23 protein-coding genes and 4 tRNA genes are annotated in these 25,857 nt (G+C 55.9%); 5 read left to right on the forward strand and 22 right to left on the reverse strand.

Translation table 11 applies throughout. The annotated features are described in order from the left end of the window. Positions 1–53 precede the first annotated feature (53 nt). The 8 genes from corA to lptM form a co-directional block, all read right to left on the reverse strand. Positions 54–1,004, reverse strand: coding sequence for a magnesium/cobalt transporter CorA (corA, locus tag ACQG2G_RS21515; protein ID WP_008501540.1), 951 nt, complete (start codon positions 1,002–1,004; stop codon positions 54–56). Between the two features lie 151 nt (positions 1,005–1,155). After that, positions 1,156–1,212 (reverse strand): YsgD/CorL family protein, encoded by a 57-nt coding sequence (ysgD, locus tag ACQG2G_RS21520; protein WP_212743980.1) that lies wholly within the window; start codon positions 1,210–1,212, stop codon positions 1,156–1,158. Positions 1,213–1,361: 149 nt separating this feature from the next. Then, on the reverse strand, positions 1,362–3,524 hold the full coding sequence (gene uvrD, locus ACQG2G_RS21525) for a DNA helicase II (RefSeq protein WP_013099255.1): 2,163 nt from the start codon (positions 3,522–3,524) through the stop codon (positions 1,362–1,364). A 108-nt stretch (positions 3,525–3,632) separates the two neighbouring features. After that, complete coding sequence (gene yigB, locus ACQG2G_RS21530; protein ID WP_248766687.1) at positions 3,633–4,349, reverse strand: 5-amino-6-(5-phospho-D-ribitylamino)uracil phosphatase YigB; 717 nt, start codon at positions 4,347–4,349, stop codon at positions 3,633–3,635. Then, positions 4,349–5,251: a tyrosine recombinase XerC gene (gene xerC / locus ACQG2G_RS21535; RefSeq protein WP_248766688.1), complete on the reverse strand. Its 903-nt coding sequence runs from the start codon at positions 5,249–5,251 to the stop codon at positions 4,349–4,351. Before xerC ends, yigB begins: the two co-directional genes overlap by 1 nt. Next, a complete protein-coding gene (locus ACQG2G_RS21540; RefSeq protein WP_013099258.1) occupies positions 5,248–5,955 on the reverse strand; it encodes a DUF484 domain-containing protein in 708 nt (235 codons plus the stop codon). The genes xerC and ACQG2G_RS21540 overlap by 4 nt, the downstream gene beginning before the upstream one ends. Next, on the reverse strand, positions 5,952–6,776 hold the full coding sequence (gene dapF, locus ACQG2G_RS21545; RefSeq protein WP_013099259.1) for a diaminopimelate epimerase: 825 nt from the start codon (positions 6,774–6,776) through the stop codon (positions 5,952–5,954). Before dapF ends, ACQG2G_RS21540 begins: the two co-directional genes overlap by 4 nt. Before the next feature lie 35 nt (positions 6,777–6,811). Beyond that, a complete protein-coding gene (gene lptM / locus ACQG2G_RS21550) occupies positions 6,812–7,015 on the reverse strand; it encodes an LPS translocon maturation chaperone LptM (protein ID WP_013099260.1) in 204 nt (67 codons plus the stop codon). 135 nt (positions 7,016–7,150) lie between these two features. On the opposite strand from lptM, the gene cyaY reads away from it, so the two are divergent. Continuing rightward, the gene (gene cyaY, locus ACQG2G_RS21555) at positions 7,151–7,471 is read left to right on the forward strand and encodes an iron donor protein CyaY (RefSeq protein ID WP_013099261.1); all 321 of its coding nucleotides are present in this window, start codon (positions 7,151–7,153) and stop codon (positions 7,469–7,471) included. Between the two features lie 73 nt (positions 7,472–7,544). On the opposite strand, the gene cyaA is transcribed toward cyaY, so the two are convergent. Next, positions 7,545–10,088 (reverse strand): class I adenylate cyclase, encoded by a 2,544-nt coding sequence (gene cyaA, locus ACQG2G_RS21560; RefSeq protein ID WP_013099262.1) that lies wholly within the window; start codon positions 10,086–10,088, stop codon positions 7,545–7,547. A 350-nt stretch (positions 10,089–10,438) separates the two neighbouring features. Between cyaA and hemC the strand changes: the two genes are divergently transcribed. Genes hemC through hemY form a run of 4 tightly spaced genes read left to right on the forward strand, consistent with a single transcriptional unit; the run spans position 10,439 to position 14,537 of the window. Beyond that, positions 10,439–11,380: a hydroxymethylbilane synthase gene (gene hemC, locus ACQG2G_RS21565; protein ID WP_032618596.1), complete on the forward strand. Its 942-nt coding sequence runs from the start codon at positions 10,439–10,441 to the stop codon at positions 11,378–11,380. Beyond that, positions 11,377–12,117 (forward strand): uroporphyrinogen-III synthase, encoded by a 741-nt coding sequence (hemD, locus tag ACQG2G_RS21570; RefSeq protein ID WP_029883127.1) that lies wholly within the window; start codon positions 11,377–11,379, stop codon positions 12,115–12,117. The genes hemC and hemD overlap by 4 nt, the downstream gene beginning before the upstream one ends. Positions 12,118–12,138: 21 nt before the next feature. Then, positions 12,139–13,335, forward strand: a complete 1,197-nt coding sequence (gene hemX, locus ACQG2G_RS21575; protein WP_097535948.1) for a uroporphyrinogen-III C-methyltransferase — start codon at positions 12,139–12,141, stop codon at positions 13,333–13,335. A 2-nt stretch (positions 13,336–13,337) separates the two neighbouring features. Then, positions 13,338–14,537 (forward strand): protoheme IX biogenesis protein HemY, encoded by a 1,200-nt coding sequence (hemY, locus tag ACQG2G_RS21580; RefSeq protein ID WP_248766690.1) that lies wholly within the window; start codon positions 13,338–13,340, stop codon positions 14,535–14,537. Between the two features lie 538 nt (positions 14,538–15,075). On the opposite strand, the gene ACQG2G_RS21585 is transcribed toward hemY, so the two are convergent. The 13 genes from ACQG2G_RS21585 to wecB all read right to left on the reverse strand — a co-directional run bounded on the left by ACQG2G_RS21585 (position 15,076) and on the right by wecB (position 25,835). Beyond that, positions 15,076–15,152 (reverse strand) — tRNA-Pro (locus ACQG2G_RS21585). Positions 15,153–15,194: 42 nt separating this feature from the next. Next, a tRNA-Leu gene (locus ACQG2G_RS21590) sits at positions 15,195–15,281 on the reverse strand. A 20-nt stretch (positions 15,282–15,301) separates the two neighbouring features. Then, positions 15,302–15,377, reverse strand: a tRNA-His gene (locus tag ACQG2G_RS21595). Positions 15,378–15,444: 67 nt separating this feature from the next. Beyond that, positions 15,445–15,521: transfer RNA gene (locus tag ACQG2G_RS21600), tRNA-Arg, on the reverse strand. A gap of 102 nt (positions 15,522–15,623) precedes the next feature. Then, positions 15,624–17,009: a bifunctional threonine/serine APC transporter ThrP gene (thrP, locus tag ACQG2G_RS21605; protein ID WP_038420798.1), complete on the reverse strand. Its 1,386-nt coding sequence runs from the start codon at positions 17,007–17,009 to the stop codon at positions 15,624–15,626. A 197-nt stretch (positions 17,010–17,206) separates the two neighbouring features. Further along, positions 17,207–17,947, reverse strand: coding sequence for a lipopolysaccharide N-acetylmannosaminouronosyltransferase (gene wecG, locus ACQG2G_RS21610; protein ID WP_013099269.1), 741 nt, complete (start codon positions 17,945–17,947; stop codon positions 17,207–17,209). 12 nt (positions 17,948–17,959) lie between these two features. After that, positions 17,960–19,312, reverse strand: a complete 1,353-nt coding sequence (gene wzyE / locus ACQG2G_RS21615) for an ECA oligosaccharide polymerase (protein ID WP_014833719.1) — start codon at positions 19,310–19,312, stop codon at positions 17,960–17,962. Beyond that, positions 19,309–20,388 carry a TDP-N-acetylfucosamine:lipid II N-acetylfucosaminyltransferase gene (locus tag ACQG2G_RS21620; protein WP_013099271.1) on the reverse strand — a complete coding sequence of 360 codons (1,080 nt, stop codon included), beginning with the start codon at positions 20,386–20,388 and terminating at the stop codon, positions 19,309–19,311. Before ACQG2G_RS21620 ends, wzyE begins: the two co-directional genes overlap by 4 nt. Beyond that, a complete protein-coding gene (gene wzxE, locus ACQG2G_RS21625) occupies positions 20,385–21,635 on the reverse strand; it encodes a lipid III flippase WzxE (RefSeq protein ID WP_248766691.1) in 1,251 nt (416 codons plus the stop codon). Before wzxE ends, ACQG2G_RS21620 begins: the two co-directional genes overlap by 4 nt. A 1-nt stretch (position 21,636) precedes the next feature. Then, on the reverse strand, positions 21,637–22,767 hold the full coding sequence (gene rffA / locus ACQG2G_RS21630; protein WP_014833721.1) for a dTDP-4-amino-4,6-dideoxygalactose transaminase: 1,131 nt from the start codon (positions 22,765–22,767) through the stop codon (positions 21,637–21,639). 4 nt (positions 22,768–22,771) lie between these two features. Beyond that, complete coding sequence (gene rffC, locus ACQG2G_RS21635; RefSeq protein WP_023621145.1) at positions 22,772–23,449, reverse strand: dTDP-4-amino-4,6-dideoxy-D-galactose acyltransferase; 678 nt, start codon at positions 23,447–23,449, stop codon at positions 22,772–22,774. Further along, a complete protein-coding gene (wecC, locus tag ACQG2G_RS21640; RefSeq protein WP_038420803.1) occupies positions 23,446–24,708 on the reverse strand; it encodes a UDP-N-acetyl-D-mannosamine dehydrogenase in 1,263 nt (420 codons plus the stop codon). The genes rffC and wecC overlap by 4 nt, the downstream gene beginning before the upstream one ends. Beyond that, a complete protein-coding gene (gene wecB / locus ACQG2G_RS21645; RefSeq protein ID WP_061771449.1) occupies positions 24,705–25,835 on the reverse strand; it encodes a non-hydrolyzing UDP-N-acetylglucosamine 2-epimerase in 1,131 nt (376 codons plus the stop codon). The genes wecC and wecB overlap by 4 nt, the downstream gene beginning before the upstream one ends. Positions 25,836–25,857 lie beyond the last annotated feature (22 nt).

Genomic DNA, 25,857 nt, shown 5'->3' on the forward strand with positions numbered 1-25,857 from the left:
GGAGAGGGAATTCGATCGTAGGGCGGGTAAGCGCAGCGCCACCCGCCAGATTTTTACAGCCAGTTGCGACGCTTGAAATAGAGATACGGTGCCAGCCCGGCGAGGATCATAAAAATAATCGCCCCCGGATAGCCGAAACTCCACTTCAGCTCTGGCATAAACTCAAAGTTCATCCCATAGCTGGATGCCACCAGCGTCGGCGGCAGGAACACCACGGATACCACCGAGAAGATCTTGATAATGCGGTTCTGCTCGATGTTGATAAAGCCCATCGCCGCCTGCATCAGGAAGTTGACCTTCTGGAACAGTGATTCGTTGTGCGGCAGCAGGGATTCGATATCGCGCAGGATCTCACGCGCCTGTTCCAGCTGGCCGCCCGGCAGACGCGCCTTGCGCACCAGGAAGTTCAGCGCGCGCTGGGTATCCATCAGACACAGACGCACCTTCCAGCCGATATCTTCCAGCTCCGCCAGCGTGGAGAGCGCTTCGTCGTATTCATCGCCCTGATGGCCTTCCATGATGACGCGGCTCAGTTTTTCCAGATCGCTGTAGATGTTTTCAATCTCATCCGCCAGTTGCTCAATTTTGGTTTCGAACAGATCGAGCAGCAATTCGTAAGCATTGCCGTCCACCATCGCCTGGCTGCGGGCGCGCATACGGTAGAGACGAAACGCCGGCAGTTCGCGCTCGCGCAGGGTAAACAGGCGACCGTCGCGAATGGTAAATGCCACGGTGGAGTTCCCCGCGTGGTCTTCGGCATCTTCAAAGAAGAAGAAGGAGTGAATGTGCAGGCCGTCTTCGTCTTCAAAAAAACGTGCGGATGCTTCGATGTCTTCCAGTTCCGGGCGAGTGGCCAGACTCTGCCCCAGCTCAGATTGTACGCGCAGGCGTTCATCGTCGTCCGGCTCGACCAGATCCACCCATACGGCATCAATGAGGGGCTGTGACTCTTCGGCTTCAAGCCGAGTCAGTCGGTTATTTTCGAGTTGAAATGCGCTCAACATGACCGGGACTCCCAATGCAAAAAATATCGGACAGTTCGGTGGGCACACAGAAACAAATTGGGTTTCAGACCATTAAACAGCCTGACTCAGCGCGACGGGAATAATGCAGGTCGCTGACAACCACTAAGGCCATCAGCAAGAGGAGATAGCCTTAGGAGTTGTTCCTGGATGACAGGGAATTGAGCCAGTATCTACTGGGTGTGTCCAAGGCGAATGTCCTCTTAGCGTAATCGTGCGCGCATGTTACGCCAGCAGCAACTGTGGCGTCAACACGCAACGAAACGCTGAAGGGCATTAATTGACCTTCAACGTATAAGGCTAGCAGATTATTACAAAATAATGATATTTTTCTGAAAGTTACACTGCTTCCAGCTTGGCATACGCGGCCACCAGCCATTTGATCCCCTGCCCCTGGAACGCCACCTGCAGGCGGCTGTGCTCGCCGCTGCCTTCCAGATTGACGATGGTGCCTTCACCAAACTTCGAATGACGCACGCGCTGGCCCAGCTTATAGCCGGTGTCGGTTTCCGCAATCGGCGAGCCCATCCGCTGATGGCTGACCGGGCGGCTGATACTGGCACGCAGACGCACCTCTTCGACACACTCTTCCGGTAGTTCGCCGATAAAGCGCGACGGACGGTGATAGACCTCTTTACCGTACAAACGGCGGGTTTCAGCGTAGGTCAGCGTCAGCTTCTGCATCGCTCGTGTCACGCCTACGTAAGCCAGACGGCGCTCCTCTTCCAGACGCCCGCCTTCATCCAGCGACATCTGGCTCGGGAACATGCCCTCTTCCATGCCGACGATAAACACCTGCGGGAATTCGAGGCCTTTGGCAGAGTGCAGGGTCATTAGTTGAACCGCATCCTGCCAGGTATCTGCCTGCCCTTCGCCCGCTTCCAGCGCAGCGTGAGAAAGGAACGCCTGCAGCGGCATCAGGTCTTCGTCTTCTTCGTTGTAGCTGAACTGGCGCGTTGCCGTCACCAGTTCCTCTAAGTTCTCAATACGGGTCTGGCCCTTCTCGCCTTTCTCCTGCTCGTACATGGTGCGAAGGCCGGAGTCTTTGATTACCCGGTCAGTCTGCACGTGTAGCGGCATGTCGGCGGTTTCCTGCGCCAGCGCGTCAATTAATTCCAGGAAGCGCTGCAGCGCGCTGGCAGCACGCCCGGCGAGGGCTTTTTCCTGCAGCAGCTCGCGGCACGCCTGCCAGAGCGTAAGCTGGCGATCGCGCGAGGCCTGACGCACCACGTCCAGCGTTCGGTCACCAATGCCGCGGGTTGGCGTATTCACCACACGTTCAAACGCCGCATCGTCGTTTCGGTTAGCGATCAGGCGCAGATAAGAGAGCGCGTCTTTGATCTCCTGACGTTCGAAGAAGCGCATGCCACCGTAGATACGGTACGGCATGCTCACCTGCAGCAGCGCCTCTTCCAGCACGCGCGACTGGGCGTTGCTGCGGTAGAGAATGGCACACTGTTCCAGCGCGCCACCGTTGTCCTGCCAGGTTTTGATGCGGTTCACCACGAAACGTGCTTCGTCAAGCTCGTTGAAGGCGCAGTAAATCGAAATCGGCTCACCGTCGACCCCGTCGGTCCACAGCTTTTTACCCAGGCGCCCGTTGTTGTTTTCAATCAGGGCGTTGGCCGCGCTGAGGATATTGCTGGTCGAGCGGTAGTTCTGCTCCAGACGAATGGTTTCGGCGCCGGGGAAGTCGTTGAGGAAGCGCTGAATGTTTTCCACCTGCGCGCCACGCCAGCCGTAGATGGACTGGTCGTCATCGCCTACGATCATCACCTTGCCGGTATCCCCGGCCAGCAGGCGGATCCAGGCGTACTGGATGTTGTTGGTATCCTGGAATTCGTCCACCAGGATGTTGGTAAAGCGTTCACGGTAATGCTGCAGGATATGCGGTTTGTTCAGCCACAGTTCGTGGGCGCGCAGCAACAGTTCGGCAAAGTCCACCAGCCCGGCGCGGTCACACGCTTCCTGGTAGGCCTTGTAAACGTTCTGCCAGGTCTGCTCCACCGGGTTGCCAAAGCTCTGAATATGATGTGGGCGCAACCCTTCGTCTTTCTGGCCGTTGATGTACCACATCGCCTGACGCGGCGGCCACTGTTTCTCGTCGAGATTCATCGCTTTAATCAGGCGTTTCAGCAGACGGAGCTGGTCTTCACTGTCGAGGATCTGGAAATCCTGCGGCAGATTGGCGTCCATATGGTGCGCACGCAGCAGGCGGTGCGCCAGACCGTGGAAGGTGCCGACCCACATGCCGCCCTGGCTGGTGCCCATCAGTTGGGCAATACGGTGGCGCATCTCCGCCGCCGCCTTGTTGGTAAACGTGACCGCCATGATGGAGTACGGAGAGCAGTTTTCCACGCTCTGCAGCCAGGCGATACGGTGAACCAGCACGCGCGTCTTACCACTGCCCGCCCCAGCCAGCACCAGCAGGTTGGTACGCGAGGCGGCAACCGCGTCACGCTGTTTGTCATTAAGGCTGTCGAGCAGGTAAGAAACGTCCATTGGCACCGTCACATAGTATTCAGGAACACAGCAAAGCGCCCGGTGGCGCTTTGCTTACCGGGCCTACAACTGCAAAAACCCTGGTAATTTATACAATATTACTGGTGATTATATCAGCGTCGTGAGGGATGCCAACCGTGAAATTTCCAGGTGCGGCAGAAGACGGCTGTCCGGGGCGATCATCAGGTCCGTCTTTTCTGGCTTGATCCAGCAGGCCTGCATACCACAGCGGATGGCACCCGCTACGTCTGTGGTCAGGTCATCACCCACATGCAACATTTCGCCGAGCGGCAGGTTCAGCTTCTCCGCCGCCAGATGATACATATCGTTAAACGGCTTCGAGCGCCCGTGCGGACCCGCCCGCAGCACAAATTCGAAGTAATCCCCCAGACCAAACAGCTCCGGCTGCGCATTGCCATTGGTGATGGCGACCAGCGGCCATTTTTCTGCCAGTTTTGCCAGGGTGTCGTGCGTTTCCTGCGGCACGTCGATACGGCTGCGCCATTTGGCGAAGTTTTCCATTGCGGCTTCAGCCCCGACGGCCGCATCCTGTGCGCTCAGCCCAGCGTTGAGCATCGCCTGCTCCACCGCACGGCGACGCCATTCGGTTACATCGTGATAAATATCCGGCTCGGTCTCACGCAGGGACTGGCGCAGCAGCTGAAAGTCCTTGTTCTGCATCGACTTTAGCGCCGGATGGTAGTTCTGAACAAACGCCAGTGACTCCTGCTCAGTTCGCAGGATCACTTCACGGTTGTCATAAAGGGTGTCATCAAGATCAAAAGTCAGGGCTGAGATGTGACCCAGTGGGCGGTAAAAACGCATTATTTCCCCCGTTTGGCGCGTGGATGCGCCGCGTCATACACCGACGCAAGGTGTTGAAAGTCTAAGTGGGTATAGATTTGGGTGGTGGAGAGATTCGCGTGGCCGAGCAGCTCCTGCACGCCACGCAGATCGCCACTCGATTCCAGCATATGGGTGGCAAAAGAGTGGCGCAGCTTGTGCGGATGGACGTGGCTGTTCAACCCCTGCTTAATGCCCCACTCTGCAAAGCGTTTCTGTACGTTACGCGCCGAGATCCGCTTGCCGAGTTTCGACAGGAACAGCGCATCCTCCTCGGCGCCAAACAGCCCGCGCAGATCCAGCCAGTGCTCTATCCACGAGACGGCATTACGGCCAATCGGCAGGCGGCGCTCTTTGCTGCCCTTACCCATCACCCACACTTCGCCGGACTCCAGATCGAGATGTTTTAAATCGAGATTAACCAGTTCGGAAAGACGCAGACCCGCACCGTACATGACCTCCAGCATCGCGCGATCGCGCACGGCCAGCGGGTCGTTGAGGTCAATATCCAGCAGGCGGTTTACATCGTCGACGTCGATATTTTTCGGCAGGTGACGCGGGGCTTTCGGCGTGGCGATGCCTTTCGCCGGGTTGGCTTTTAAGCCGCCCTGGCTCACCAGCCAGTCGAAGAAACTGCGCAGCGCAGAAAGCCTGAGCGCCAGACTCGCCGGGCTTAGGTTTTTTTTACGGCTGCGCACAACAAACCCACGGACGGTTGCAGCGTCACATTGTTGCCAGCTTTTCAGGCCGATCTCATCGGCAATCTGCATGATGGCATCAAGCTGACGCTGATAGTTCAGCAGCGTAATGGGGCTTAGCTGACGTTCAACGCTCAGGTAGCGCAGAAAGCGCGAGACGTCAGTCGCGAGCAGAGCGTCCGTCATACACGTTCAATCCAGCGCTCCAGCAGCTCAGGCAGCATCAGGGCGATCTCCTGCAGCAGCTGCGTACCTTGTCCCTGCTCGTAATGATGCGCGTCGCGGCTGGTAAATAACATCACCCCCAGATCGCCATCACGCCCCATCATCGACATCGCCACCGAGCCTATCGCTTTCGCCTCCGGCAGTACCACCAGCAGTTCCGGCCCGTTAAGCGGCCCAAGATAGTGATGTTCGTGGCCCAGACGCTGAATACGCAGGGGTTCAAACGCCTGGCGACTCAACGCCAGATGGGTAAAACCGGACGGCGCGCCAATGCGCCAGCGATCAGGGAAAAGACGAATCGTTGCGCCAGCCAGCCCAAGTTCACGCGCCCAGCGGTGGAAGCGGCTGAGAAATTCTTCAAGGCTGTGCGCCGAGGCCAGACGCGCCTGCAGATGCAGCAGACGATAGAACAGGCTTTCGTTCGTGTTGGCCTGCTCCATCAGCAGCGTCATGTTCTCTTCAAGCTGATTAATGTGGTTGCGCGAGCGTGCCATGTGCCATTCGACCAGCGACACGGTCCCGCGAACCGGATGCGGCACACGCATCGCTTCGACGACGCGTGCATTGCGAATAAAAAACTCAGGATTGCGCAGCAGATAATCAACAACAGCCCTGTCGTCCAGTTCCGTCACCGTTTCCTGCAGTTCTTCCCCTGGTTGTTTCATAGATGGATAAACCCGTCATAGACATGTGCCGCCGGGCCAGTCATATACAGTGGATGACCCGGTCCTTTCCAGGCGATATCAAGACGACCGCCTGGTAACTCCACGCGAACCTCTTCGGCCAGTAACCCCTGAGAGATGCCGACGGCCACCGCAGCACAGGCACCGCTTCCGCAAGCCTGCGTTTCGCCCGCGCCGCGCTCGTACACGCGCAGACGGATATGCTCACGCTTCACCACCTGCATAAAACCGATATTCGCCCGTTCCGGGAAACGTTCATGGCTTTCCAGCACCGGGCCCAGGGTTTCAACCGCGGCCGTTTCCACGTTATCGACCTGAATCACACAGTGTGGGTTGCCCATCGAGACGACGCCACACAATACTGTCTGCTCGGCCGCACGCATAATATAGGTCTTTTCCGCTTTGTTTGCGCGAAACGGCACCGCAGAGGGTTCGAAGTTTGGTTCGCCCATGTTCACGCGCACCAGCTCGTCATCGGTAACGCTGAGCACCATGCGGCCATTCGCCGTGCTGACACGGATATCGCGTTTGTTGGTCAACCCTTTCAGGCGGACAAAGCGGGCAAAACAGCGCGCTCCGTTGCCGCACTGATTCACCTCGCTGCCATCCGCATTGAAAATACGGTAGTGGAAATCGAGGTCTGGATCGTACGGCGGTTCAACCACCAGCAGCTGATCGAACCCCACGCCCAGGTGTCGATCCGCCAGGCGGCGGATCAGTTCCGGGGAGAAAAAGACATTCTGCGTTACCGCGTCGACGACCATAAAATCGTTACCAAGGCCATGCATTTTAGAGAACTGCATCATTTGCTCCATTGCGCGGGTACAGAACGTGATCGTCAGAGATTAACCTGAGTCGGGCCACCGTTGTTGCCACGATCGTTAGTGTCTGGCGTAGATGACTCAATGCCGCTGTTCACAGGTTTCGTCGGCGGCGGCGCGGTTTTATCCGCTGGCGGGAAGTACAGCGGCCCCTTCAGCCCACAGCCAGTCAGACTAAACAGCGTGATGAGAACGGCAAGCGTTCGGAAAGCGTTTTTCATTATAAAGTTGCCCGTAAGTTCAAATCTGTTTCTATCATCGCAGGAGAAGACACAAAAGCAAGAGTTTGCCGCTTTCCTGCAACGGGAATTATTTAGGGTTATACTGCCGGCATCACGAAAAACAGGAACAAAACCATGAACGACAGTGAATTCCATCGCCTTGCCGACACCCTGTGGATGACCATTGAAGAGCGCCTGGACGACTGGGAAGGCGACAGCGATATCGATTGTGAAATCAACGGCGGTATCCTGACCCTCAGTTTCGAAAACGGCAGCAAAATTATTATTAACCGCCAGGAGCCGCTTCACCAGGTATGGCTGGCGGCCAGACAGGGTGGCTACCATTTCGATCTGAAAGGGGATGAATGGGTTTGTGACCGTAGCGGCGAAACCTTCTGGGATCTGCTTGAGCAGGCTGCAACCGCGCAGGCGGGTGAAGATGTGAGTTTCAGGTAGTGTTGTTGCCCGGTGGCGGCTACGCCTTACCGGGCCTACAACGGCTCGGACCGTAGCCACCCGGCGAAAAGCATCACGAGAAATACTGCTGCAACAGCGGTGCGGTATCCTGATTCGCAGGCACGGCAGGCGTGACGGCCTGAGTACGGAACGGAATCACCTGCGCACGGCCATCGACATTCACAATCTGGTAGAACTGCGGCAGGTTGAAGTTGATGAAGCTGGAGCCGTAGGTGAAGCGGTCGTGTGATGAGGAGTAGAAGCGGCTAACGTCACGCACCAGCTCCTCTTTACTGCCTTCGCAGTGGTGATACACCTCTGCGCGGTTGGTCTCATCAAGAATATAGATGTTGAAACCAGCATCGTCTCCCGACTCTTCAAAGAAGAACTGGATAATCCCTTCACTGGCAAAGCCATCCACCACCTGCGGCAGCTTGACGTGGTTGGTCTCCACCTGAACCGACAGGCCATGCAGTTTGTTGTGCGAAATCGCGCCGTAAAATTCAATGGCGTTCTCCAGCTTCTGCACCGACACGTTCAGGCGTTCGAAGAACAGACCCCAGGTTTGCCCTGAAACACGCAGCGCTTTAAAGCGACCGGTTTCCTGACGGGTACTGGAAAGACGCAGCTCAATACACTCTGAAACTAACTGCTGCACACGGGTACGAATCAAACCACGCAGGTGCTGGCTGTAGCAGAACACTTCCACGCTGTCCGGCGGCGCGGCATCCTGGTGCATCTTGCCGAGAATGGTTTTCAACGCTTCGATCATCGCCTGCTCGCCGTTGAAGTGCAGCGTACGCACTTCGTTCCACGAGTTGCGGTAAAGCAGATCCACGCTGCCAACCAGGCAATTTTGCTGCTCGCCAAAGCTAAAGACGTCCAGCTTGCGGAAGTCAAAATGGACCACCTGATTGCGGAAGGCCGCCGTCGGGTCGTACTCCAGGTTAACAATGATCGCCAGATGGCGAATCTCACACGGGCTGTAGAGCGCCTTCGGCGTTGGCGCAGGCAAACGCAGCGGGAAGTGGTGTGAAACATCCGCCACCATCTCCTGCAGCTTAGCGAGATCAACCACCTCGTTGCCTTTGATAAACAGGCGGGTACGCGAAGTCAGCAGACCGTTGAACCAGGCCCAGGCCACCAGCTTGTTCAGATAGCGGTTATATTCCAGCGGCTGATGGCTGATAATTGAATCCATGCTTGGCGCACGGTTGTAAAGATACCACCCGGTGCGGTTCGCGCGACCCGGCGGGACATAGATAAAGGTCAGATTCGGTTCAGACAGGTCAGGCGAAATCTGCGGGTTAACCAGGGTAACTTTACCCGGCAGCGCTTCAAACGCGGCGTACAGCTTACGGGTCAACACCCCGATATCCTGCGGGCTGGCGGAAACGCTGAGGTTGTTACGGCGCGCAAAGCGGATCAGGTTACGGTAGCTTTGCATCATCGCATCAAGCAGTTCGTTGTGCGCTTCACGCACCTGATCGATTTTCCAGTTGGCGCGATTGTCGAGCATGGAGAGACGCTCTTCGCCCCATCCCCACTCTTTGACGAGCTGAGAGACCACTTCACGACGCCAGCCCACGCAGGCGCGTTCGCGGCTCAATTTCTCACAAACTTTGAGATAGAAACATCGACGCACCAGGTCGAGACGCGTGGTGTCATCAATGGCTTTCAGGTATTCGGTAACGCGTTCCAGCATCATGCAGTAGGCGTCAAGCCCAAAGGAGACAATCTCCCCGTCGTGCAGACGCTGCTTGATATCTTTCGCCAGCAGGCGTGGGGTTGGGTATTCCCAGGAATAGGCTTCGAGCAACAGCGTTTTCAGCACCGCCTTGTACGGTGAGTCGATGCTCTTATAAAGCTGCCAGAGGCTCGCGCCAAAGTACTCTTCGGCTGACAGGGAGCTCAGGCCGCCCAAATCCAGCCATTCGTTTGGCGTCAGTACGCCCTGCGCGTAAAGCGACATCACGTAATCATCGTAATGCTCTTCTTCTTCGCACGGGACCATATTCCACAGAATACGCTTCCCGGCCAGACGCACTGCCGTACGGTAAAATTCGTCCAGCAATAAGATGTGCTGCGTGGAGCCACAGTCCTCACCACCCAGACTGCCGCTTTCGTTATGGCGGAAACGGTTTTCATCAATCAGGAAGAAGCTCACTTCCACGCCAAGCGATGCCGCCCAGCTTTCCAGCAGGCTACATTTACGCTGCAGCAACTGACGCTCTTCGTTATCGAGCCAGGATTGATGACAGACCCAGATGTCCAGGTCAGACGAACAGCTTTGCCCTACCGAAGAGGTGCTCCCCATGGAGTAAACGCCGGTGATAGGCAGTTCACCTTTCGGGGATTCCTGCGGCGGCATGCCACGGTAGAGTTCAAGTTCGTTGAGATAATGCTGTTGGGTTTCATCAGGCGTGAAAAGGCAAATGCCCTTGGGAACGTTACCGTCAAGGTAACCCGGCATCAGCGGATGGTGATAGTGCAATAATGTCGGCAGCAGACTGTATACCTGCTGGAAAGCAGGGCCCATGGCAGCAAGCGCGCGATCCACACGCAGTTGATTGATGGCATCCAGTCTCTGTTTCAGAGTCTCAATATAGAGGTACAAGACGTATCGCCTGATGTTTCCGGGTGTCGCAAGCTATTCAAAAACCAAAATAACAGCGAGCCCGCAGTATTTCAAAAAGATAACCGTTACCCTTTTTCGCCCTTATCATTATGCTGGTACCGACGAAAAAATGGTCTAAAACGTGATCAATTTAACACCTTGCCGATTGACCGTAAAGAAAGTTGCGCTACATACAAAGTGTAGCACCGTTCTGTACGTGTAAATTCCTTAATACGGCTGTGGCTGACGAGAACTCCCGCCCTGTCCCTCTCTTCTTCATCACCGTAAAACTGCCATCCCAGAGTCAACAATGTTAGGATGGTTAGCGATTGATAATGACGGTAACAAGCATGTTAGACAATGTTTTGAGAATTGCCACACGCCAAAGCCCTCTTGCGCTCTGGCAGGCACATTATGTTAAGCAGCGCCTGGAAGCCTGCCACAGCGGCTTGCGCGTCGAGCTGGTGCCCATGGTCACGCGCGGCGATGTGATCCTTGATACACCGCTGGCGAAAGTGGGCGGCAAAGGCTTGTTTGTCAAAGAACTGGAACTGGCATTGCTTGAGAACCGCGCCGATATCGCCGTGCATTCGATGAAAGACGTGCCCGTCGAGTTCCCGGAAGGGCTGGGGCTGGTGACCATTTGCGAGCGCGAGGATCCGCGCGATGCGTTTGTCTCTAACCAGTTTGACTCGCTAGATGCGTTGCCCAAAGGCAGCGTGGTTGGCACGTCCAGTTTACGCCGCCAGTGTCAGTTGGCTGAACGCCGTCCGGATCTGATCATACGCTCGCTGCGCGGTAACGTTGGTACGCGTCTGGGCAAGCTGGATAACGGCGATTACGATGCCATTATCCTCGCGGTAGCAGGACTTAAGCGTCTGGGGCTGGAGTCACGCATTCGCGTCGCGTTGCCACCGGAGCTCTCTTTGCCGGCCGTGGGACAGGGCGCTGTAGGTATTGAGTGCCGTCTGGATGACAGGCGTACCCGTGAACTGCTTGCGCCGCTGAATCATGACGAGACGGCCATTCGCGTCAAAGCAGAGCGTGCGATGAATACCCGCCTTGAAGGGGGGTGCCAGGTGCCGATTGGCAGCTATGCTGAATTAATTAACGGTGAACTGTGGCTGCGTGCGCTGGTTGGCGCGCCGGACGGTTCGCAGATGGTACGCGGTGAGCGCCGCGGTAAACCGCAAGATGCTGAGCAGCTTGGCGTTTCGCTGGCGGAAGAGTTACTGGATAACGGTGCCCGCGAGATTCTGGCTGACGTTTACGATGGAGAGCCCCCTGCATGAGTATTCTCGTCACCCGCCCTTCTCCCGCAGGAGAGCAGTTAGTGAGCCGTCTGCGCGCACTGGGGCAGGTGGCCTGGAGTTTTCCGCTTATTGAATTCTCCCCGGGTCGGGAGCTGTCCGCGCTCGCCGACCATATGAATACCCTTCAGGAAGGCGACCTGCTGTTTGCCTTGTCGCAACATGCCGTGGAATTTGCCCATGCGCAGCTACAACAGCAGGGACTGAACTGGCCTACCGCGCCACGCTATTTCGCGATTGGCCGTTCCACCGCCCTGGCGCTGCATACCGTAAGTGGAGCAGACGTGCGTTACCCGTTAGATCGGGAAACCAGCGAAGTCTTGCTACAATTACCTGAATTACAAACCCTAATCGGAAAACGTGCGCTGATTTTACGCGGTAACGGCGGACGCGAACTGTTAGGCGAAACGCTGCGTGAACGCGGAGCTGACGTCACGTTTTGCGAATGTTATCAACGCTGTGCAAAACATTACGATGGTGCACAAGAGGCCATGCGCTGGCATACGCGTGGTATTACGACGCTGGTAGTGACCAGCGGCGAAATGCTGCAGCAACTCTGGTCGCTGGTGCCGCTTTGGTATCGTGAAAACTGGTTACTCCACTGTCGGCTTTTGGTCGTCAGTGAGCGTCTGGCGAACCTCGCCCGGGAACTGGGCTGGCAAGATATTCGGATCGCTGATAACGCCGACAACGATGCGCTGCTGCGCGCATTACAATAACTCTCATAATGGGATGCCATAATGACGGAACACGACAAATCCTCCGCCGTGGTTGAAGAGACCAGGGAGACTGTGGACATGACGCCACAGTCAGAAACGACTGAGAAAACCGTTGAGAAGAAAAACGGCAGCAACAAGACCAGCCTCGCGCTGAGCGCGATTGCCATCGCCATTGCGCTGGCAGCAGGCGTCAGCCTCTACGGCCTGGTGAAACAGCAAAGCACCAATCAGACGGCAACCAGCGACGCGCTGGTTAATCAGCTCGCCGCGCTGCAAAAAGCGCAGGAGACACAAAAAACCGAGCTGGAAAGCGTCATCAAACAGCAGGCCGCCGCGCTTGCCGATGCGAACAGCAAACAGGAAGAGCTGACCAAACAGCTGGACGAAGTGCAGCAAAAAGTGGCCACCATTTCCGGTACCGATGCCAAAACCTGGCTGCTTTCTCAGGCTGATTTTCTGGTGAAACTGGCCGGGCGTAAGCTCTGGAGCGATCAGGATGTCACCACCGCCGCCGCTCTGCTGAAAAGCGCAGATGCGAGCCTGGCGGACATGAACGATCCAAGCCTCATCACCGCACGTCGCGCCATTACCGAAGACATCGCCAGCCTCTCCGCCGTTTCTCAGGTGGATTATGACGGCATCATCCTCAAGGTAAATCAGCTCTCGAACCAGATTGATAACCTGCAGCTGGCAGATAACAACGACGACGATTCTCCCATGGATTCCGACGGCACCGAACTGTCCAGCTCCCTGAGCGAGTGGCGTGTAAACCTGCAAAAAAGCTGGCAGAACTTTATGGACAGCTTCATCACCATTCGTCGCCGTGATGAAACCGCCGTGCCGCTGTTAGCGCCGAACCAGGATATCTACCTGCGTGAGAACATTCGTTCCCGTCTGCTGGTCGCGGCCCAGGCCGTGCCACGTCATCAGGAAGAGACCTACAAACAGGCGCTGGATAACGTCTCCACATGGGTACGTGCTTACTACGATACCGATGATGCCACCACCACGGCGTTCCTCGATGACATAGACAAACTGAGTCAGCAGAACATCACCATGAACGTGCCGGATAAACTGGCCAGCCAGCCGATTCTGGAAAAGCTGATGCAAACGCGCGTACGTAACCTGCTGGCACAGCCGGGCGTTCCGGCTGCGCAGACGGGTGAACCTGCACCAGCCGCCGCGCCCGCGCCTGAAAGCGCCCCACAAGGAGAGTAACGATGCTTAAAGTACTCTTACTCTTTATCCTGCTGATCGCCGGGATCGTCCTTGGGCCGATGCTTGCCGGTCACCAGGGTTACGTGTTGATCCAGACCGACAATTACAACATCGAAACCAGCGTAACGGGTCTGGTGATCATTCTGATCCTGGGCGTTGTGGTATTGCTGGCGCTGGAGTGGATCCTGCGCCGTATTTTCCGCACCGGTGCCCATACCCGTGGCTGGTTCGTTGGCCGCAAGCGCCGTCGCGCCCGTAAGCAGACCGAGCAGGCGCTGATTAAGCTCGCCGAGGGCGACTATCAGCAGGTGGAAAAGCTGATGTCCAAAAACGCCGATCACGCCGAACAACCCGTCGTGAACTATCTGTTGGCTGCTGAAGCAGCTCAACAGCGTGGTGACGAGGCCCGTGCCAATCAGCATCTGGAGCGCGCGTCGGAGATGGCGTCCGACAACCAGATCCCGGTTGAGATCACTCGCGTTCGCCTGCAGCTGGCACGTAATGAAAACCATGCGGCGCGCCACGGCGTTGACCGTCTGCTGGAAATCACCCCTCGCCACCCTGAAGTGCTGCGCCTTGCCGAGCAGGCCTATATCCGTACCGGTGCCTGGGGTTCACTGCTGGACATTATTACTTCGATGGCGAAAGCCGACGTAGGTGATGATGAACATCGTGACGAACTCCAGCGCATGGCGTGGATTGGTTTGATGGATCAGGCGCGTGCCGATCTGGGTAGCGATGGTCTGAAAACCTGGTGGAAGAATCAGAGCCGCAAAACACGTCAGCAGGTTCCTCTGCAGGTGGCAATGGCGGAACACCTGATTGAATGTGACGATCATGACACGGCTCAGGAGATCCTCCTCGACGGTCTGAAGCGCCAGTACGACGATCGTCTGGTCATGGTGATCCCGCGTCTGAAAACCAACAACCCTGAGCAAATCGAAAAAGTGCTGCGCCAACAGATCAAAACCGTTGGCGATCGTCCGCTGCTCTGGAGCACGCTGGGCCAGTCGCTGATGAAACACGGTGAATGGCAGGAGGCGAGCCTCGCCTTCCGTGCGGCGTTAAAACAGCGCCCGGATGCGTTTGACTACGCGTGGCTTGCCGATACGCTCGACAAGCAGCATAAACCGGAAGAAGCTGCCGCCATGCGGCGCGACGGGCTTCTGCTAACGCTACAGAACAACGGAACGCAGCAGTAATTATCAAGGAGGCCAGACGGCCTCCTTTTTTAGGCATAAAAAAACGCCTGCTATAAAAGCAGGCGTTAAAACAGGTCTGTAAGACAACATATTTGGTGCTTCACTCAACGTTATGCCCATGGTGTCTGATGAGGCCGAAGCGACATCTGTCAGTGGACGATAAGCACCGTAAATGGCTCTGCATCATTCCTGAGTTTATGAGGCACGAAGGCGAACATAAGAGATGGAATGAGCATCTACACGTATATTATTGCACGTTACATGCCAACGTTACACGAAGAAATTTTACATCGCGCAACATTTTAAGATAAAAGGAATTTCTGCTGCTAAGACCCGTCTGACGCACCATAAGATATCGGTAAAAGCGCAGAAGTGTCGTCAGAAAGAGACGGTTAAGACGCTGATGAAATATTATTTTAGTTTTCAATTAATTAAGTGTCGCTGGTTCGCGACAACAGGAAACGCGTATGTCGGGGAATGGATACAGAGGTGAAAAGCCGCAGAAAACAAAAAACCCCGCCGAAGCGGGGTTCAAAATTGGTCGGCGAGAGAGGATTCGAACCTCCGACCCACTGGTCCCAAACCAGTTGCGCTACCAAGCTGCGCTACTCGCCGATGTACTGCTTTTTGAATTTTTAGTTCAATTCATTAAAGTCGTGGTGCGAGGGGGGGGACTTGAACCCCCACGTCCGTAAGAACACTAACACCTGAAGCTAGCGCGTCTACCAATTCCGCCACCTTCGCAATTCACAACTCTTCAATAATGGGGTGGCTAATGGGATTCGAACCCACGACAACTGGAATCACAATCCAGGGCTCTACCAACTGAGCTATAGCCACCACTGTATTCTTTCACGCGGTACTGACTACTTCTCAGACCACCGCAGCTCTAGCGCCGGGACTAAAATGGCGCGCCCGACAGGATTCGAACCTGAGACCTCTGCCTCCGGAGGGCAGCGCTCTATCCAGCTGAGCTACGGGCGCTTAGCGCCGTTGCGGGGCTGGATATTACGTACCTCCGACCCCGCTGTCTAGTGCTTTTTTGAAAAAAATGCGCGTTTGGTTATGGTTTGCACATTTTGCCGCTTATTCCTCCACTTTCTGCGTGGTGGCGCGGCGCCCCAGCCCAAATAGCTTATAGGCTGCAGTGACTGCCGCCAGGAAGATCATCCCGACAAACAGCGACATGCGGGTATCATCATTAAAGTACATCCCGATTAATACGCAAATCAGGAACGCCATCGTCAAATAGTTCGCATACGGGAACAGAATCGAGCGGAACGGATGGCTGGCAATCGCCTGTTTATGCGCATGGCGGAAACGCAGCTGGCTAATCAGAATAACGAACCACGGCACCATCCCCGGCAGCACGCTGGCGCTGTAGACATAAACAAATACGCGCTGCGGGTTTGGAATAATGTAGTTCAGGCATGAGCCAATCAGCAGGATGGCAATCGACACCGCCACACCCGCAACAGGCACACCCGCGCGGGACACTTTACTCATTGCCGCAGGCAACTGGTTGTTCTTCGAAAGCGCATAGAGCATACGACCGCAGCTGTACATTCCGCTGTTACAGCCAGACAACGCCGCCGTCAGGACGACAAAGTTGATGATACCTGCTGCCGCCGTAATACCTATCTTCGCGAATGTTAAGACAAACGGGCTGCCTGTCGTGCCGATCTCATTCCACGGGAAGATGGTCACGATAACGAAGATCGCCCCCACATAGAAAATCAGGATACGCCACAGCACCTTACCCACCGCACTACGCAGCGTGACCTGCGGGTTCTTCGCTTCACCGGCCGTTATACCGATAAGCTCAACGCCCTGATAGGACGCGACAACGATACACAGCGCCGTCAGGAAGCCTTTCCAGCCACCAGCGAAGAAGCCGCCGTGCCCGGTCAGGTTACCGAAGCCAATCGCGTGACCACCGTTGCCAAAGCCGAAGAAGATGACGCCGAGTCCAACCACAATCATCACGATGATGGTGGTGACTTTAATCATCGCAAACCAGAACTCGATTTCACCATAAAGGCGAACGGCTGCCAGGTTTGCCATTGCCACCAGCCCCACAGCAATCAGCGCCGGTATCCACTGGACCATATCCGGGAACCAGAACTGCACATACACCCCGATTGCGGTAATCTCCGAGATACCCACCGCCATCCACATAAACCAGTATGACCAGGCCGTCAGGTAGCCGAAGAACGGGCTCATGTAGCGGTGCGCATAGACGGCGAAAGAGCCGGTCACTGGCTCCAGGAAGAGCATTTCGCCCATCGAACGCATGATGAAGAAAACGAACAGGCCAGCAATAATATATGCCAGCAGAACGGATGGCCCGGCCCATTTGAGCGTGCTTGCAGAGCCCATAAACAGGCCCACACCAATAGTGCCGCCCAGCGCTATCAGTTCAATATGACGAGCTTCCAGCCCACGCTGTAGCTCCGGTTTTTTCTCTGCCATAGATCCTCGGTTGTGTTTGCTGTTTCCCGGCTTAATACCAGGTATTGTTTTTTAGGGGTACTAAAATACGGAGCGAATGGTTTCTTAAATTCTGCAAAATGGCAAACAATGCATTAAAAAAATAAATGCATTGCACAGTTTCGCAGCAGTTTTGCAGGGGAGTTGCAGCGCGAACAGCATATCGCGCTACATTTTGATTACATTTTCCCGGTGTAGTGCCAGGCGAGATAACGCAACAGACGGAGCTGGCGTTTAATACGTGTTGGTTGCGACAGCAGTCGGTACAGCCACTCCAGTCCCAGGTTTTGCCATACCTTCGGCGCACGTTTTACATGGCCAGTGAAGACGTCATAGGTCCCGCCGACGCCCATATAGAGGGCATCCGGGCAAACCAGACGGCAATCACGCATCAAAATTTCCTGGCGCGGTGAGCCCATCGCCACGGTGACAATTTTCGCCCCGCTGTCGCGCACGCGGTCAAACAGCGCCTGCCGGTCCTCGGGTTTAAAATAGCCGTCCTGACTACCCACAATATTAACATTCCACTGACGCCGCAGCTTCTGCTCGGTCTGCGCCAGGACCTCAGGCTTACCGCCAATAAGAAATACGGGCGTGCCTTCTGCCCCTGCACGTGCCATCAGCTGTTCCCAGAGATCGGCCCCCGCGACGCGTGAAACATTAGCACCAGGAAACTTTTTGCGGATCGAGCGTACCACGCTGATACCGTCCGCGTATTTAAACTCGGCGGCCTCGATCAGACTTCTGACTTCAGCGTTATCTTCTACCGCCAGCATTTTCTCCGCATTGATGGCGACCAGCGTACCGGATTTCATCTGGCCACCCGCAAAGAGAAAATCCAGCGCGTGTTGCATATCGCGCCAGCCAATAAGCTGCAGGCCACGCAGCGCGTAGCGCGGTGCAGAGGTTGTGTCGGTCATGACTATCCTTACTCAGACTTGCGACAGCGTTCTGCTGCCCTGTGGCTCGCGCTTATGCACAAGCCCTGCACTGTCAAACAGCCAGTACAGCAGTTTGGCCAGCAGCAGGCAGACGCCGAAAACGACCATGAAGAAAACCACGCGCGAGACGAAGGAATCCAGCCCCTCGCGCGCCAGAACGATCATATTGAAAATGGCACCAAAGCAGAAACTGTGCAAAATGGCGGCCTTGTAGCGGTTAGTCTCTTCGTTGCCGAGCACATAGAGCCAGTCAAACCATTTGATAATCAGCCCTACCACAACCGCGCCCGGCAGAATAAACCAGCTTCCGCCCATTACCACCAGCGAACCAATTAGCGTAGGGGAAATGGCCAGACCTGAATGGTTGTTCAGCACTTCCCAGGTGAAGTAGTTCGCTGTGTTGAGCACGGCACCCGGGCGGTCAGGCCAAAGCCACGACGGGATAAACACATAGAAGTCACGCACAATGGGTGCCAGCCCCTGGAAATCGATCTTGTCGTAGTTTTGCAGCAGTAAAGCGAGGTTTTCCCACGGCGAGAAGGTGTCGCGTGTGAGATACAGGAAGGTGTAAAACGCTTCGTCACCGGCCACGTTCAGTCCATAGCGCTTAAGGGCCAGCCAGAACATCCCCACAATGCCAAACACGCCCGCTGCCGCCAGCATCCACAGGGAGATCCATCCGCGAATGATGCCGATAAACAGGAAGATCGCAAAGGCGATAATAATGTTGGCGCGCGTCCCACCCACAATCATGTAGGTCAGGAAACCAAAGGCGACCGTGCTCACCAGGAAAAAGAGCCAGGCCTTACTGTCCTGGCGCAGGAAAAAGATCACCAGCATTGCCGGGATGAAGAAATAGAAGAAGCGCTTAAGCGCCACGCCCGAAACTTCGGCAGAAAAAATCTGACTGTAGGAGTGCAGCTTAAACAGCAAAAAGCCGTTATGCATGAAGAAGATCCCCACGCTGACCAGCGCGATGGTCATCAGCATAACCCACGTCAGATGGGTCTCTACCCGGTTCATGGTGAACAGTGGACGACGCGGCGCACTCGCTTTCACCGCACGCAGACGCGTTTTATAGGTGACGTAGTACACCGCATAGAAGCAGGTCGCCGACAAGAGTGCCTGGAGCAGGATTTCCGGCGGCGCGACGCTCACGTCAAAACGGAAAACCAGAATACTGGTCAGCGGAAAACCGAAGAAGAAGGTCAGAAGAAACAGTAACGAGAAGAAGACGTTAAAGTTAAAACGCACACGGCGGAACTCAAACCAGGTCAGAGTGGCGATAAATAGCGTGCTCAGAAGCCATACCACTAACAAGCCGCTGAATTGCAACTGGCTCATGCGTTGTCTCCTGAAGCGATACGCAGCGCTCGGTGCCACGGCGTAAGGTAGTTCGGACTAAAGAAATCGATGGTACTTTTATCCACCAGCGCCAGTTGACGCTGAGCTTCACGTACCACCTCCACGTTCAGGGTATCCGTGGTGAACAGCACCGGAATGTGTTGTTCAGCCATATCCTGCCAGAACGGATTATCGCGATTAAGCACACAGGGAACGCCTGCCTGAATCAGCAGGCACAGCGTGCCAATTCCCTGCTGGCGGGCAAAGATGAAATAGCCGAGATCGCACTGGCGAAGCAGCGCAAGATATTCATCAAATTCCAGCTTATCGCGCAGGATGTTCACATTCTCCGGGCTAAACAATCCCAGAGCCTGCTGGCGAACGTCATTGATGTAAGCATCATTATTGGCCGGATAGCCCATCGGCACAACGACATTCACCGTGTCGCCAAACTGCTGATGTACCGCCTTCAGCGCAGCAATATGCTCATTGCTGCGATCGCCAGAGTTACCCACCAGGATCGTCAGCTTACCCTCACGCGGCGTATCGTTTGCCATGTTATTCAGCGCCGGGTTCATGCGTGTCGGGAAATAGAGCAGCTCACCGCGAACGTTGGGGTGCTGTTTCGCGAAGTAATTGAGATCGCCACGGGTGGCGAAAACACAGCCAACCCGCCCCTGCGCCATACGCCGTAGCGGGTAGAAGAGTCGGAACTTCCAGCCGCGGGAGACTTCATAGAGATCGGCTCCCCAGATATGCCAGCTGCACTGGGAAGGTTTAATCCCGCCACTCAGAAGAGCCAGCCACAGACCGGTATTAAATTGTCCATGGAAGAAGAAGCGCTGCTCACGATCCGCTTTCGCTTTCGCGACAACCGCCTTCGCCAGGGCGGCTTTATCCGGCCAGAAGGTAAGCGTCAGCGCCGGACACATCTCGCTCAGCCCCCTGTCCTGGCCTGCAACCATAAACTCGCGTGCATCGGGATTGCCCGGGGCCAGCTCATCGTTGAAGAACCGCAAAACGGTCTGGTTATGGTGTGGGATATCCGATCCCAGTATGTGAATCAGTGCAGTCATGCGCGTTTACGCCAAATTAAAAATACGCCGCAACAGGCAGCGAAATAAACGATATAGGTTGCCATATAGGCCTGAGCCGCCCCCAGTGCACCGTGTGCCGGGATCAGCCAGTGTGAGAACGCCGTCAGGAGCGTAAACTGGCTTATCTCTGCCAGGATATACAAACGCAGCGAGGCTTTCGCAATCACCAGATATCCGAATACGTAAGCGCCTACTTTCAGTACATCCCCCACCAGCTGCCAGGCAAACAGATCGCGCATGGCGATGAATTTCGCCGAAAAGAGCAGCCAGATGGCGACATCGCGCAATAACCACACGGTAAAACTGGCCGCCGCCACGGCGGGAAGTACAAAACGCAGCGAGCGGGTAATCTCGCGGGTAATATCCTGTCGGGAGCTCAGACGCGATAAGGTTGGCAGCAACCAGACGCTAAAGGAAGCCGTTATAAATTGGAGGTAGGCGTCAGAAATGCTGCTTACGCCCTGCCAAATTCCCACCTCATCCCAGCTGTAATGCGCCGCCAGCAGGTTTCGCATCATCACGTAAGCCACTGGCAGCGTAACAGAGGTAATGAGCGCCATCAGGGTAAATTTACCCAGTTGACCCGCAAGCACCTTGTCCCACTGCGGTTTCAGGTAGCTTAAGGGGATAACGCCACGACGCATCAGCATAAATGCCGCCGGAACGACCACTAACGCAGGTACCAGCGCCAGACCCAGCAGCGCGCCTTCATACCCGCCCAGGCGGTAGCAGAAGTAATAGGCGATAACACCTATAACGCTGCCCAGGATCAGCGCAAGCGCGTTCCCGGCAGCATCACGAAACCCTTTCATCAGCGCCAGTAGCAGGTTAGCCCACGCGATCCCCATCTGAACCAGAGCGACCAGACGCACCAGCCCTTCATAATGCGTGTGTCCAAACAGCCCCTGGCTAATGGGGGCCGCCGCCAGCAGAAACACCGCGGCCAGCAGAGTAGAGAAACCTAACACCATCGCCGACGATGTGCCGACGACTTTGCGCAGCTGCGCTGCGTCATCCTGATGCTGTGCAACGTATTTCGTAACGCCGTTGAAGATCCCGGCGCCGGCCAATACCCCAAGGACGGTGACAAGCTGGCGGAAATTGCCCGCCAGACCCACCCCAGAAGGGCCGAATGAGACGGCCAGCAGCTTGACGACCAGCAGCCCGGCGCCAATTTTGACAAGCGTGGACGCGGCGGTCCACACCGATGCTTTTGCCAGAGACATATCAGCCGAAATAGCTCAGAAGGGTATTAATCACCGTACGCTGGTTAACCGGCGCGAGGTTGTAGAACAGTGGCAAGCGAAGCAAACGCTCACTTTCTTTCGTGGTATAGCGGTCTTCACCCGCGAATGTCCCGAACGCTTCACCGGCCGGGCTGGAGTGCAGCGGAATGTAGTGGAACACCGCCATAATCTCAGCCTCTTTCAGCCAGGCAATCAGCTTGCTGCGATCGTCGTTATCGCGCAGTTTGATGTAGAACATATGGGCATTGTGGACGCAGTCTGCCGGAATGGTCGGCAGCGCAATACGCCCGGCTTTTGCCAGCGGTGCCAGCGCGTCGTAATAGGTCTGCCACAGGGACAAACGCTGCAGGTTAATGCGCTCTGCCGCCTCCAGCTGTGCCCACAGATACGCCGCCTGCAGATCCGCCATCAGATAGCTTGAGCCAATATCGCGCCAGGTATACTTATCAACCTGGCCACGGAAGAACTGGCTGCGGTTGGTGCCTTTTTCGCGGATCACTTCCGCACGCTCAACCAGCGCGCGGTCGTTAATCAGCGTCGCGCCGCCTTCACCACCTGCGGTGTAGTTTTTGGTTTCGTGGAAGCTAAAGCAGCCGATATGGCCGATGGTGCCGAGCGCGCGTCCTTTGTAAGTGGACATCACGCCCTGAGCGGCATCTTCCACCACAAACAGGTTATGCTTTTTCGCGATCGCCATAATGGTGTCCATTTCACAGGCCACGCCCGCGTAATGGACCGGAACAATCGCCCGCGTTTTATCAGTGATCGCCGCTTCAATCAGCGTTTCATCGATATTCATGGTGTCCGGACGAATATCCACAAAGACGATTTTCGCCCCGCGTAACACAAACGCGTTTGCCGTGGAGACGAAGGTGTAGCTCGGCATAATCACTTCATCACCGGGCTGAATATCGAGCAGCAGCGCAGCCATTTCCAGCGACGCCGTACAGGAAGGGGTCAGCAGCACTTTAGCGCTGTGAAAACGCTGTTCCATCCACTGCTGGCAGCGACGGGTAAACCCACCATCACCGCAGAGTTTGCCGCTGCCCATAGCAGACTGCATATAGTCGAGTTCGGTTCCCACGACGGGTGGTGCGTTAAATGGAATCATCTTGTCACCTGTATAACCAGTAGGCGGTGGCGTCGATGTTGGCACCACTCGCAATATAACGTTTAAGCGCAGCGGTGTTGCCCATCTGGGTTGCCACCCGCAGCGTCGAGACCTGTTGCTGCTGCGCCCAGTGTAGCGCCGCCTGCATGAGTTTCTCGCCCATACCCCGGCCAGCTAATAAGCCGATACGCGCCTCGCGCTCGTTGAGCTTGCGAAGCGAAACAAAACCCTGGATCTGGCCGTCCGCCGCGCGGAACACCAGACAAACATGATCGAACGTCCCTTTTACCGCATTCTCAATCCACTGGGCATAGAAACGTCCGCTGTCCTCAGGTGCATACCAGGGGGCACGAAAGCGGCTGCGGGCAAACGCCTGCGCTGCCATTTCGCGCAGCACCGGGATATCCTGCTCAGCGGCAACTTCCGCGCCTGGCGCCTCATGCCGGGTTAGCGTAATGGCAAGATCCACTTCGCCTTCCACCAGCTGAAAACCGTGTTGCTGAAGCGCATCAAGCAGGTCGGCGCGGTCCGCCGGGATCTTCGCCTGTACCCGCTGCCAGACGCGAAAGTCGGCGTCAGTCAGTGCCGGTGCAGTTTCGCGCAAACGCAGAATGGCTGAAGGCAGGCCAAAAAAATGGCTCTCCCACTCAAGGGACTCAAGCATCCCGTTCAGGTTGCTCAACGCCAGACACCTTTGGTATCAACAATGTAACGCTGCTGTACGGCATCAGCGGGGGTCGCTTTAAACTCTTTATGATCCACCAGCAGCACCAGTACGTCCGCCGTGGCCAGCGCGTCATCCAGCGCGGTAAGCGTGCAGTGCCCCGCCAGTTTTGCCGGCAGTTCATGAATATTCGGCTCGACTACCAGCGTTTCGCCCGTGTGCCATTGGGCAATCATCTCAGCAATTTCCATCGCCGGGCTTTCGCGCAGATCGTCGATGTTAGGTTTGAATGCCAGGCCAAAACAGGCAATTTTCAGTTCGCTGGCCCGTTTGCCACTCTCAGCCAGACAATCTGCCACCGTGGTTTTAACCTGGTTGAGAACCCAGTGTGGCTTGCTGTCGTTAACTTCACGCGCGGTGCGGATCAGGCGTGCCTGATCGGGGTTTTGCGCCACGATAAACCATGGATCGACGGCGATACAGTGACCGCCTACGCCCGGGCCTGGCTGCAGAATGTTAACGCGCGGATGACGATTCGCCAGGCTGATTAATTCCCAGACGTTAATCCCCTGATCGGCACAAATGAGCGACAGTTCGTTGGCAAAAGCGATGTTCACGTCGCGGAAGCTGTTTTCCGTCAGTTTGCACATTTCTGCGGTACGGGAGTTCGTCACCACGCATTCGCCTTCGAGGAAAATCTTGTACAGCGCGCTGGCACGAGCGGAACAAACAGGCGTCATCCCGCCAATCACGCGGTCGTTTTTAATCAGTTCGACCATCACCTGCCCCGGCAGCACGCGCTCCGGACAGTAGGCGATATTGATATCGGCCTGCTCTCCCGCCTGCTGCGGGAAGCTTAAATCCGGCCGGGCTTCTGCCAGCCACTGTGCCATCTGCTCGGTTGCGCCAACCGGAGAAGTGGACTCCAGGATCACCAGCGCCCCTTTCTTGAGCACAGGTGCAATAGATTTCGCAGCGGCCTCGACGTAGACCATGTCGGGTTCATGGTCGCCTTTGAATGGCGTCGGCACAGCAATGAGATAAGCATCGGCTTCAACCGGCGTGGTACTGGCGCGCAGGAATCCCCCATCAACGGCCTCTTTGACCACGCGGTCGAGATCGGGCTCCACAATATGGATTTCGCCACGGTTAATGGTTTCCACCGCGCGCGCATTGATATCCACGCCTACAACCTGTTTTTGACGAGAGGCAAATGCTGCCGCAGTAGGCAAGCCAATATAGCCAAGACCAATGACAGAGATGGTAGTAAAACTCATAGCGATACCCGATTGTGTTTAAGTGCATGCAAAATACGGCCACAAGCCAGCCCATCACCGTACGGGTTATGGGCCCGGCTCATTGCCTGATACGCTTCTTCGTCGTGCAGCAGGTGTGTCACTTCATCGACGATACGCTGCTTATCCGTGCCGACCAGACGCACCGTGCCCGCTTTTACCGCCTCCGGGCGCTCGGTGGTTTCACGCATTACCAGCACCGGCTTGCCGAGTGAAGGTGCTTCTTCCTGAATACCGCCTGAATCAGTGAGGATCAGCCAGGCATGATTCATAAGCCAGACAAACGGCATGTAGTCCTGCGGCTCAATCAGAAGGACATTTTCAACATGTCCCAGAATGCGGTTGACCGGCTCGCTGACGTTAGGGTTGAGATGCACCGGATAGACAATCTGCACATCTTCGTTTTGCGCGGCGATTTCAGCCAGCGCATGACAGATTTGCTCGAAACCCCGGCCAAAGCTTTCACGACGGTGGCCGGTGACCAGAATGGTTTTTTTGCCGTTGTTCAGGAACGGGTAGCGCGCAGCGAGTTCTGCCTGAAGTTCGTTGTTAGCCAGCACACGGTCACGCACCCAAATCAGGGCATCAATAACCGTATTGCCGGTCACAAAGATTTTTTTGTCGGCAATATTTTCACGCAGCAGGTTCTGGCGCGAATTTTCGGTGGGTGCAAAGTGGTACATCGCCAGGTGCCCGGTAAGCGTGCGGTTGGCTTCTTCCGGCCACGGCGAATAAAGGTTGCCGGTGCGCAGGCCCGCTTCAACGTGGCCGACAGGAATACGTTGATAAAACGCTGCCAGACTGGTTGCCACAGTGGTGGTGGTGTCGCCATGCACCAGCACGACATCAGGCTTAAAGGAGTCCAGAATGGGCTTTAACTCTTGCAAGATACGGCAGGTAATCTCCGTTAATCCCTGCCCCGGCTTCATTATATTGAGGTCATAGTCCGGGACGATGGAAAAGAGCGTTAAAACCTGATCGAGCATCTCCCGGTGTTGCGCCGTGACGCACACTTTCGCTTCAATATCAGGATCGCTGGCCAGCGCATGCACCAGAGGCGCCATCTTGATGGCCTCCGGCCTGGTGCCAAATACGGTAAGTACTTTCACATCGATTCTCTTCGATTAGGCG

The sequence above is a fragment of the Enterobacter cloacae complex sp. 382A5 genome (assembly GCF_050031095.1).
In the GTDB taxonomy this organism is placed as follows: domain Bacteria; phylum Pseudomonadota; class Gammaproteobacteria; order Enterobacterales; family Enterobacteriaceae; genus Enterobacter; species Enterobacter cloacae.